Genomic DNA, 9,774 nt, shown 5'->3' with positions numbered 1-9,774 from the left:
AGACGCACCGCATACACAGGGTTTACGACTGCGTCGCAGCCGAACGCAGCCTCGCAGGCTCGGCAGTTGCTACAGAGCCGAACGCAGCCTTGCCGGGGCTCGACAGCTGCTACGAAGCGTGCGGTGTCGACTTTATTGCGCGTGAAGTTGAGCGGTGCAGGCGGGGCGTTGGGGCAGGGCGCGTACAGCGCGGCAACGCCACGCAAACGGAGTGATGCCTTCATTGCGAGTGAAGATGTGGCAGAAATGCGCCTGATCGCAGAAGCCGCATTCGAGGCTGATTTGCGTCAGCGTCAGGTCGGTGCTCTGGATCAATTGCTTGGCGCGGGCGATGCGCTGGTTGCGAATCCAGTCTTGAGGTGAGAGCCCGGTGCTGCACTTGAACGCGCGGGAGAAATGACTGCGCGAAAGGGCACAAGCACGGGCCAGTTCGGTCACTTCAACGGTTTCACCAAGGCGCTCGAGAATCAGTTGCTTGACCAGGCTTTCGCGCCACGGGGTCAGGCCACCGGTGTTTTTCTTTCGCGTTTCAGTGGCCGTCGCGCGGGCGACGTTTTGCTGAGAATGGGCCATGACAAATGTCCGTGTCGGTGAGCTTCATTTTTGGCCGCAGGGCTCTGGCAGGCGAGTTAAACGTTGTTAATTCCATCCGTGCAGGTGGCAACCAACGGCGCTAACTCAGCACATCGCTGCAATTTCTACGGGGGCGAGCCGTGCAAAATCGACATCATCTGGCGGTGTTGTGCATGGCCGCTCTCCTGACTCGACCAAGGTGGTGGCATGAAACATTCTCTGGTTTGCGCGCTGGGGCTCGCGGCAGCGCTGGCGTCCGGAGTACGGTCCTTAAAAACGTGCGGCCAACGTACCGCTGATCGAATAAAGTCCACCGCTTGGTACATGGCTGAACACACGAGGGAGTCTGCCTGTGAACCGTAACGACCTGCGCCGCGTCGACATGAACCTGTTAGTGATTTTCGAAGCGTTGATGTTCGAAAAGAACCTCACCCGTGTTGCTGAAAAACTGTTCATGGGGCAGCCGGCGGTGAGTGCGGCGCTGGGGCGGTTGCGGGATCTGTTCGACGATCCGCTGCTGTTGCGCAATGGCCGCGGGATGGAGCCGACGGGGCGGGCACTGGCGATCCTCAAGGAGCTGCAACCGGCGATGGATGTGATTTCCGGGGCGGTGAGTCGAGCTAAAGAATTCGATCCCGCTTCAAGCTGCGATGTGTTCCGCATTGGCCTGTCTGACGACGCCGAGTTCGGCTTGTTTCCGCCATTGTTGAGCCAGCTTCGGGAAGAAGCACCAGGGATCATCGTGGTCGTGCGGCGGGCGAATTATTTGCTGATGCCGGCGTTGCTGGCGTCCGGGGAGATTTCGGTGGGGGTGAGTTACACCACGGATCTGCCGGCCAACGCCAAGCGCAAGACGTTGCGGGATATTCCGTGCAAGGTGCTGCGCGGTGACAAACGGCCGGGATCGCTGTCGCTGGATGAATACTGTGAACGACCGCATGCGATGGTGTCGTTTTCGGGGGATTTGACATTGATCTTGATCTCGCGAAGATCGGACGAAGTCGGCGGGTGGTGTTGGGCGTTCCGCAGTTCAGTGGGTTGCGGGCGTTGCTGGCCGGGACCGAGATGATCGCTACCGTGCCGGATTACGCCGCGTGCGCGTTGGTCGAGGGGTGTGGGTTGCGGGCCGAAGACCCGCCGTTTCCGATTGAGGCGGCGCAGCTTTCGATGGCCTGGAGCGGGGTGCATGACAACGATCCGGCGGAGCGATGGTTGCGGTTGCGGATCAGTGAGTTCATGTCGAGGCCTTTGCCGATTTCGGCTTGAACGTGGCGGCCTTTGGGCCGACCAGGTTCTTGTTGGCCGAGTACATATCCATTCCTGCGGGAACGGCGGCTGGCGGTTTCGCCCTTACGGCGACTCACTTTTTTTACAAGCGCCTAAAAAAAGTAAGCAAAAAAACGCTCGCCCCGAGCGTTCGGCCCCTCGCTTAGGCTCGGCGTTCCTTCGCTCCGGTATCCATCTGGGGGCATCGCCTCCGGTCGGCTTCGCTTCGACCTCCTCTCGATGTGTGCGGCTTCGCCGCACGGCGCTGCGCGCCTGCCCCCCAGATGAACACCTCCACTCAGCCTGCCGAAGGGGCGGGTGGATCAAGATCAAAAGCAGGCGAGCTAACGCTCGGCCTAATGAGTGGTGAGAAGCAAAACGTGTACGTCGATTTCCCTGTAGGAGCTGTCGAGTGTAACGAGGCTGCGATCTTTTGATCTGGATCCAGGCTCATACACAAAAAGAGCACACACATCCAATTTTTCCCGCCCCTGCACCGGCACTATCGAAGAACGTCCCGGCACATCGCTGCCGGTGGTTTTTCATATGTGCAGGTAGCCCATGAGTACGTCGCGATGGGATGAGCGGGCCCAGAATTTCGGGCTGTTTTTTTTGCGGGTCAGCGGTGGCTTGTTTCTGCTGTGGGTGCACGGTTTGCCGAAGCTGCTTAACTACAGCACTCAACTGCAAACCATCGAAGACCCGTTTCATCTGGGCGCGAACGTCACGCTGATGCTGGCGATTTTCGCCGAGGTGCTGTGTCCGTTACTGATTGTCGCCGGGGTGTTTGTGCGTTTGGCGTGCCTGCCGATTCTGTGTGTGCTGCTGATCGCGCTGTTGATTGTGCATCCGCAATGGAGCCTCGATGAAGGGCAGTTCGGCTGGCTGCTGATGATGTTGTTCACCGGCCTTCTTATCGCCGGGCCGGGACGGCTGGCGCTCAATGTCCGTTTCCCTGGAGTTTTGCGTTATGCCTGAATCCAATCGTTTCGAAGAAGTCGTGACACTGGTCATCAAGCACAGGGTCAAGGCAGGGTTTGAAGTGCCCTACGAAGCCTGGTTGCGCAACATTGTCAGCATTGCCGGGCAGCAGGAAGGGCACTTGGGCGTCGATGTGATTCGCGGCAAGAGTGCCGGTCTTGACTTGTACACCTGCGTGCTGCGTTTCTGCTCGACCGAATCGATGCAGCGCTGGCTCGATTCGCCGCAACGGCTGGGGCTGGTCAACGAAGCCACGCCGATGCTGGCTGACGGCGACCAGACCGAGGTCAATCCGGTCAACGAATTCTGGTTCGCGCCGCAAGCCGACGCCGCTGCGCCGCCACCGCCGCGCTGGAAACAGGCCGTGGTGACGTTGTTGGTGATTTTGCCGCACACCTTGCTGGTGCCGCTGATCTGGGGTCCGCTGCTGCAGCTCAATACCTTCCTGTCCAATTACGTGGTCGCGACGTTCCTGATCACGCTGACCATCGTCGTTTCGGTGGTGTACCTGTTCATGCCGATGGCGACGCGGTTGTTCGCGCCCTGGCTGTCCTCTTCCACTCAGCCCAAGGAAACGCGATGAACGCCGACCTGATTTTATTCAATGGCCAATTTCATACCGTTGACCGTGAAAACCCACGCGCCAGCGCTGTAGCGATCAGCGATGGTCGCTTTGTCGCAGTCGGCACCGACGCTGACGCCATGGCCTTGCGCGGTTCGGGCACACAGGTCATCGATCTCAAGGGTCGTTGCGTCATTCCCGGCCTCAACGACTCGCACCTTCACCTGATCCGTGGTGGCCTCAACTACAACCTCGAATTGCGCTGGGAAGGCGTGCCGTCGTTGGCTGATGCGTTGCGCATGCTCAAGGATCAGGCGGACCGCACACCCACGCCGCAATGGGTGCGAGTGGTCGGTGGCTGGAACGAGTTCCAGTTCGCCGAAAAGCGCATGCCGACCCTCGAAGAACTCAATCAGGCCGCGCCGGATACACCGGTATTTGTCCTGCATTTATACGACCGCGCCTTGCTCAACCGTGCCGCGTTGCGCGTGGCCGGTTACACCCGCAACACGCCGAACCCGCCGGGTGGCGAGATTGTGCGCGATGCCAACGGTGAACCGACCGGCATGCTGGTCGCCCGGCCCAACGCGATGATCCTCTACTCGACCCTGGCGAAGGGGCCGAAGTTGCCGCTGGAGTATCAGGTCAACTCCACCCGCCAATTCATGCGCGAGCTCAATCGTCTCGGCCTGACCAGCGCCATCGATGCCGGCGGCGGTTTCCAGAACTATCCGGACGATTATCAGGTGATCGAGCAGTTGGCCAAGGACCAGCAACTGACCGTTCGCATCGCCTACAACCTGTTCACCCAGAAACCCAAGGAAGAGCTGACCGATTTCAAAAACTGGACCAGCAGCGTGACCCTGCATCAGGGCGACGATTACCTGCGGCACAACGGCGCCGGGGAAATGCTGGTGTTTTCAGCGGCGGATTTCGAGGATTTCCTTGAGCCGCGTCCGGACTTGCCGCACACCATGGAAGACGAGCTGGAGCCGGTGGTGCGCCACTTGGTCGAGCAGCGCTGGCCGTTCCGTTTGCACGCCACGTACAACGAATCCATCAGCCGCATGCTCGACGTGTTCGAGAAGGTCAATCGCGACATTCCGTTCAACGGATTGCCGTGGTTTTTCGACCACGCCGAGACCATTACACCGCAGAACATTGAGCGGGTGAGGGCGCTGGGTGGCGGTATCGCGATTCAGGATCGCATGGCATTCCAGGGCGAATATTTCGTTGAGCGTTACGGCGCCAAAGCCGCCGAAGCGACCCCGCCGATCAAACGCATGCTGGCCGAAGGTGTGCCGGTCGGCGCCGGCACCGATGCCACGCGCGTGTCCAGCTACAACCCCTGGACTTCGCTGTACTGGATGGTCAGCGGTCGCACGGTCGGTGGCCTGGAACTGCATGCCGAGGGTTTGTCTCGTCAAACCGCGCTGGAGTTGTTTACCCACGGTAGCGCCTGGTTCTCTTCCGAGCAGGGCAAGAAAGGCATGATCAAGGTCGGCCAACTGGCTGACGTCGCAGCCTTGAGCGCAGATTTTTTCAGCGTCGACGAAGAAGCGATCAAGTGGATCGAGTCGGTGTTGACCGTGGTCGGCGGCAAGGTGGTGTACGCCGCCGGTGACTTCGAAAAACTCGGGCCGGCCAGCGTACCGGTGCTGCCGGACTGGTCGCCGGTGGTGAAAGTGCCGGGGCACTGGCGTCCGGCCTCACCGATGCAGGCGCAGGCTCACCATTGCAGCGGGCCGTGCGGTGTGCATTCCCATAGCCATGAAAAGGCGCGCTTGTCGAATGCGCCGGTCAGCGATTTCGCGGGTTTCTGGGGCGCGTTTGGCTGCTCGTGCTTCGCGTTCTGACGATCAAAAAAGCGTCGACCCTTCACGTCGGCGCCGTATGTAACACCTACCCACCGAGGAGTTTCACATGAGCAACGTTCCGTACAAACGCCTGAACAAAGATGACGCCGTTGTCCTGTTGGTCGACCACCAAACGGGCCTGATCTCGCTGGTTCAGGATTTCTCGCCGAACGAATTCAAGAACAACGTGCTGGCCCTGGGCGATGTGGCCAAGTTCTTCAAGCTGCCGACCATCCTGACCACCAGCTTCGAAAACGGCCCGAACGGCCCGATGGTTCCCGAGTTGAAAGAGCAATTCCCGGATGCGCCGTATATCCCGCGACCAGGCCAGATCAACGCTTGGGATAACGAAGATTTCGTCAAAGCCGTTAAAGCCACTGGCCGCAAGCAACTGATCATCGCCGGTGTGGTGACCGACGTGTGCGTGACGTTCCCGACGCTGTCGGCGCTGGCTGAAGGGTTTGAAGTGTTTGTGGTGACCGATGCCTCGGGTACTTTCAACGAAACCGTGCAACAAGCAGCCTGGGCGCGCATGGCGGCGGCCGGTGCTCAACTGGTGAATTGGTTCTCGGTGGCCTGCGAGCTGCAGGGCGACTGGCGCAACGACATGGAAGGCCTGGCGAACCTGCTGTCACCGCGCATTCCGAACTACCGCAATTTGATGAACAGCTACTCGGTGCTGTCGTCGAAGTAAGCCCGGCGATCCGTAAAAATGCCCGCGAATGTGCGGGCATTTTTGTGTCTGGCGAATGCGCTTTTTGTAGCAGCTGTCGAGCCCCGGCGAGGCTGCGTTCGGCTGCGCAGCAGTCGTGAAATCAGGCGATGCGGTTTTTCAGCAAGACCGCGTATACAGGTTTCACGACTGCTGCGCAGCCGAACGCAGCCTCGCAAGCTCGACAGCTGCTACAAGGGCAAGCGGCTTCGCCACAGTGTCTAAAAAGGAAAAAAGCGGCTATAAAATGTTTGACTGTCAATCAAGGCGTGACAATGAACCCGTTCGAAGATATGCGTATTTTTTGCCAGGTCATGGACTCCGGCAGCTTCACCGCGGCGGCCGATCAATTGGGCCTGTCCAAGCAGTTCGTCAGCCGGCGGTTGATGCAACTCGAAGAGCGTCTGGGGGTGCGGCTGCTCAACCGCTCCACGCGGCGGCTGGACGTCACACCGCTGGGTCAGAGTTATTACGAGTCAGCCTTGCGCCTGCTGGGCGAAGTCGAGCAAGTGGAGCAGGGCATCGCCGGCCAGACCACTGAGCCCCGCGGCACTATTCGTATCAGCGCGCCGTTGTCGTTTGCGGTGGCGCATCTGGGCTGTTTGCTGCCGGTGTTTTTGCAACGTTATCGCGAAGTCACGGTGGAGGTCGACCTCAGTGATCGGCCGGTGGATTTACTCAGTGAGGGTTATGACCTGGCGCTACGCATCGGCGTTCTGGAGGACTCGACGCTGATCGCTCGACGCATCGCTTCCATCCAGCGGGTGTACTGCGCCAGCCCGGCTTACCTGGCCGAGCGCGGCACGCCGCTTAAACCCGAAGACTTGCACAGCCATGACTGCCTGCCTTACGGCCACGGTCGTCAGGTGCAATGGCGTTTCGAAGGGCAGGGCAAGCCGTTGGTGGTCAATGTCACCGGGCGGATGCGGGTGAACAATGGTGAACTGCTCAGGGATGCGGCGATTGCCGGTATGGGGATTACTTACTTGCCGACTTTCATTGTCGGGTCGGCGTTGAAGGACAGCAGGCTGGTGCCGGTGTTGGACGCGTTTCGTTCCGAGCCGTTGACGTTGTCGGCGGTCTATCCGCAGCACCGTCAAGCATCGCGGCCGGTGCAGGCGCTGATCGAGTTTTTGCGTGAGCGGCTGGATCAGACCGAGGGTGTGTTGTAGGGCATGAGCACATGCCACTGTGCTAGCCTGCTTGCGATGGCGGAGTGTCAGACGACATCATGTTGAATGACCGATTGCTATCGCGAGCAGGCTCACTCCTACAGGGATTTGTGTTGTTTTGGGCATCAGTGGTTGTCAGGACCTTTTGTCATCGCCTGGCTCGCCACCCACATGCACACCATGGTCGTCACCCGGTTCTCCACCGACATGCACACCGTGGTTATCGCCGACTTCACCGGCGCGATGCACGCCGTGGTCGTCGCCGATTTCACCGGCTTGATGAACCCCGCGATTGTGGCCGACTTCGCCCGCGTGATGAACGCCATGATCGTCACCCGGTTCGGCATGAGTGCCGCTACGCCCGGAGGAGGCTGTATTCCCATTCCCGGAGTGTCCCGAGCCATGGTCGCTGCCGGCGTGACCGCTGCCGCTATTGCCGCCACTGCCACTGTTGCCTCCACCGTGACTGCCGCCATTGCCACCGCCACCGCCACCGCTTCCACCACTGCCGCCGCCACCGCCAGAGCCGCCCCCGCCGTTTCCACCGCCGCCACCGCCGCCCGAACCGCCGCCACCCCCACCGCCAGAGCCGCCACCCCCTCCACCACTCCCGCCGTCCTTGGCCTGTGCGCTCGATACACCGGACAGGCTGTCCGGAATCAATACGGTAGACGCCGACAGAACTGCGCCAATCGCTACTGCCAGTAAAAGCTTGTTGATGTGCATGTCGTTCTCCGTCTTCTTGATTCGGGTTGGAACGTTGATGAACAATGCAACGTGCTGCTTGATTCAATGGGTGAACACCGCAGCGCGCTGATTAATTCAGTTGCAACGTGGATGAACGATGAACGGTACAACTCGACCCCCCTCCAGAGGCTCAGTGAATACTTGAGGCGAGCTCGAAAATCGGGATGTACATCAGGATCACGATCACCCCGATCAGCAGGCCGATGAACGTCATGAGCAAGGGCTCGAACAGCCGCACGAACCATTCGATCCAGCGGCTGATTTCTTCGTCGTAGAAGTCGGCGCTACGCTCCATCATTTGCCCGAGGTTGCCGGACTGTTCGCCAGCGCGCAGTAAGCGCAGGGACACCGGTGTCACCAGATGATTGAGTTCCAGGGCGGTCGACAGTGACTGGCCCTCGCGCACCCGTTCGCAGGCCTGGTCCAGGCGCGCGCGGGAGGCGACGGTGAGCAGGCCGCGAACCATGCCCATGGCGGTGACGAGGGGAATGCCGCCCTGCAGCAGAATTCCCAGCGAGCGGTAGAAGCGCGCCAGTTCGTACATGAAAATGCGTTGATGGACCGCCGGGAGCTTTTCAATCACACGGTCCAGGCCCCGACGAAAGGCCGGTTGGCGCTGGAGGACGGTGAGTGCAACGATGATCGCCAGCAATGCGCCGAAGAATTCGCCCTGATGGGCGTGCAGGAACATCCCGCTGCTCATCAGGATCTGCGACAGCCACGGCAGGTTCGAACCCAGCCCTTCGAACACCAGGCTGAAGCGCGGCACCACGTAGCCCATCAGAAACAACACCACGCCACCGCCCACCACCAGCAACAGCAGGGGGTAGATCGACGCGCTGACGATTTTTTGCCGAACCTCGTCCATGCGCTGGCGATAGCTGACATAGCGGCCCAAGGCATCGCCCACGGCGCCGGTCTTCTCGCTGGACTGAACCAACGCAACATAGAGAGGGGGGAAAACCGCAGACAACTGGCCCAGTGCCTGGGAGAACGATTTGCCTTCATAAAGCAGGCGCACCAGTTCGCTCAAGGTCTTGCGGGCCTGCGGCGCGTTCTCTTTTTCCGCCAGGCTTTCCAGCGCATCGATGAGCGGCAGGCCCGCATTGAGCAACGTCGTCAGTTCCTGGCTGAACAGCACCAGGTTGAAGGTCTCGCGCTGTCGAACCCGCAGCGCACGCCAGTGACGCTCGGCGTACAGGCTGATCACCCTGTAGCCCTGGTCTTCGACGATGCGCCGGGCTTCGCTATGGCCGAGCGCCTCGACGGTCATCGAAACGACGCCGGCCTTGCCAACGGCTTTGAGATGAAAACGCATGATCGCCTCCCGTTACTGCCAACTGGTGACTTCGGCGTTTTCGCCTTCGCCGCCGGGTTGTCCGTCCTTGCCCATGGACAACAAGTCGTATTCGCCGTTTTCGCCGGGGCAGCGATAGGTGTAGTTACGGCCCCACGGATCCTGCGGGAGTTTTTTCTGCAAGTAAGGGCCGGTCCAGCGGGTTTCATCGCTGGGCGCGGTGACCAGCGCCTGTAAACCCTGTTCGGTCGACGGGTAATGACCGACCTCCAGACGGTACAGATCCAAAGCTTTGCCCAGACCTTCTATTTGCGCCTTGGCCACCTTCACTTCGGAGCGGCCCAGTTGGGCGAAATATTTCGGCGCGACGATGCCAGCCAACAGCCCCAGCACCACCAACACCACCAACAGTTCGAGCAGGGTGAACCCGCGCTGAGCACGCGGGGCGGAACGCAAATGCTGATTCATGATGACCTCACACAGTCGGCAGACGGGTCGCCGTGAAGGCTTATGCAATTGCCATGCACATGCCCGGACATTCCTCTGAAACCCCTGAATTAAGGGCCTTTGCGCATCCGGCGCAGTGCTTGCATATGGCTGGTTTACTA

9 protein-coding genes and 1 pseudogene are annotated in these 9,774 nt (G+C 60.2%); 6 read left to right on the top strand and 4 right to left on the bottom strand.

Translation table 11 applies throughout. The annotated features are described in order from the left end of the window. Positions 1-132: 132 nt before the first annotated feature. Entirely contained in the window at positions 133-573 is a 441-nt protein-coding gene (locus VD17_RS20950; RefSeq protein WP_046055460.1) for a helix-turn-helix domain-containing protein, read from the bottom strand. Between the two features lie 352 nt (positions 574-925). Between VD17_RS20950 and VD17_RS20945 the strand changes: the two are divergent. The 6 genes and pseudogenes from VD17_RS20945 to VD17_RS20920 all read left to right on the top strand — a co-directional run bounded on the left by VD17_RS20945 (position 926) and on the right by VD17_RS20920 (position 7,122). Next, a pseudogene (locus VD17_RS20945) lies at positions 926-1,839 on the top strand (LysR substrate-binding domain-containing protein). Positions 1,840-2,400: 561 nt separating this feature from the next. Continuing rightward, complete coding sequence (locus VD17_RS20940) at positions 2,401-2,817, top strand: DoxX family protein (protein WP_046055459.1); 417 nt, start codon at positions 2,401-2,403, stop codon at positions 2,815-2,817. Further along, a complete protein-coding gene (locus VD17_RS20935; RefSeq protein ID WP_046055458.1) occupies positions 2,810-3,403 on the top strand; it encodes an antibiotic biosynthesis monooxygenase in 594 nt (197 codons plus the stop codon). The genes VD17_RS20940 and VD17_RS20935 overlap by 8 nt, the downstream gene beginning before the upstream one ends. Further along, the gene (locus VD17_RS20930) at positions 3,400-5,238 is read left to right on the top strand and encodes an amidohydrolase (protein ID WP_046055457.1); all 1,839 of its coding nucleotides are present in this window, start codon (positions 3,400-3,402) and stop codon (positions 5,236-5,238) included. The genes VD17_RS20935 and VD17_RS20930 overlap by 4 nt, the downstream gene beginning before the upstream one ends. Before the next feature lie 67 nt (positions 5,239-5,305). Then, positions 5,306-5,932: an isochorismate family cysteine hydrolase YcaC gene (gene ycaC / locus VD17_RS20925; protein WP_045061273.1), complete on the top strand. Its 627-nt coding sequence runs from the start codon at positions 5,306-5,308 to the stop codon at positions 5,930-5,932. Positions 5,933-6,225: 293 nt separating this feature from the next. Further along, a complete protein-coding gene (locus tag VD17_RS20920) occupies positions 6,226-7,122 on the top strand; it encodes a LysR family transcriptional regulator (RefSeq protein ID WP_046055456.1) in 897 nt (298 codons plus the stop codon). A gap of 135 nt (positions 7,123-7,257) precedes the next feature. Here VD17_RS20920 and VD17_RS32920 read toward each other — a convergent pair whose 3' ends face one another. From VD17_RS32920 to gspG, 3 genes are all read right to left on the bottom strand, one after another. Then, positions 7,258-7,848 (bottom strand): hypothetical protein, encoded by a 591-nt coding sequence (locus VD17_RS32920; RefSeq protein WP_046055455.1) that lies wholly within the window; start codon positions 7,846-7,848, stop codon positions 7,258-7,260. Between the two features lie 151 nt (positions 7,849-7,999). Beyond that, on the bottom strand, positions 8,000-9,187 hold the full coding sequence (locus VD17_RS20910) for a type II secretion system F family protein (RefSeq protein ID WP_046055454.1): 1,188 nt from the start codon (positions 9,185-9,187) through the stop codon (positions 8,000-8,002). 12 nt (positions 9,188-9,199) lie between these two features. Next, positions 9,200-9,634: a type II secretion system major pseudopilin GspG gene (gene gspG, locus VD17_RS20905; RefSeq protein WP_046055453.1), complete on the bottom strand. Its 435-nt coding sequence runs from the start codon at positions 9,632-9,634 to the stop codon at positions 9,200-9,202. Between the last annotated feature and the right edge of the window lie 140 nt (positions 9,635-9,774).

Origin of the sequence: Pseudomonas fluorescens, assembly GCF_000968015.1 — a bacterium.
GTDB classification, from domain to species: Bacteria; Pseudomonadota; Gammaproteobacteria; order Pseudomonadales; family Pseudomonadaceae; genus Aquipseudomonas; species Aquipseudomonas fluorescens_W.
This window is presented reverse-complemented; position numbering and strand designations above follow the sequence as displayed.

Bases quoted from the DNA above. Each gene is read 5' to 3' on its own strand.
- VD17_RS20950 (WP_046055460.1), bottom strand. From the start codon at position 573: ATGGCCCATTCTCAGCAAAACGTCGCCCGCGCGACGGCCACTGAAACG.
- VD17_RS20940 (WP_046055459.1), top strand. From the start codon at position 2,401: ATGAGTACGTCGCGATGGGATGAGCGGGCCCAGAATTTCGGGCTGTTT.
- VD17_RS20935 (WP_046055458.1), top strand. From the start codon at position 2,810: ATGCCTGAATCCAATCGTTTCGAAGAAGTCGTGACACTGGTCATCAAG.
- VD17_RS20930 (WP_046055457.1), top strand. From the start codon at position 3,400: ATGAACGCCGACCTGATTTTATTCAATGGCCAATTTCATACCGTTGAC.
- ycaC (WP_045061273.1), top strand. From the start codon at position 5,306: ATGAGCAACGTTCCGTACAAACGCCTGAACAAAGATGACGCCGTTGTC.
- VD17_RS20920 (WP_046055456.1), top strand. From the start codon at position 6,226: ATGAACCCGTTCGAAGATATGCGTATTTTTTGCCAGGTCATGGACTCC.
- VD17_RS32920 (WP_046055455.1), bottom strand. From the start codon at position 7,848: ATGCACATCAACAAGCTTTTACTGGCAGTAGCGATTGGCGCAGTTCTG.
- VD17_RS20910 (WP_046055454.1), bottom strand. From the start codon at position 9,187: ATGCGTTTTCATCTCAAAGCCGTTGGCAAGGCCGGCGTCGTTTCGATG.
- gspG (WP_046055453.1), bottom strand. From the start codon at position 9,634: ATGAATCAGCATTTGCGTTCCGCCCCGCGTGCTCAGCGCGGGTTCACC.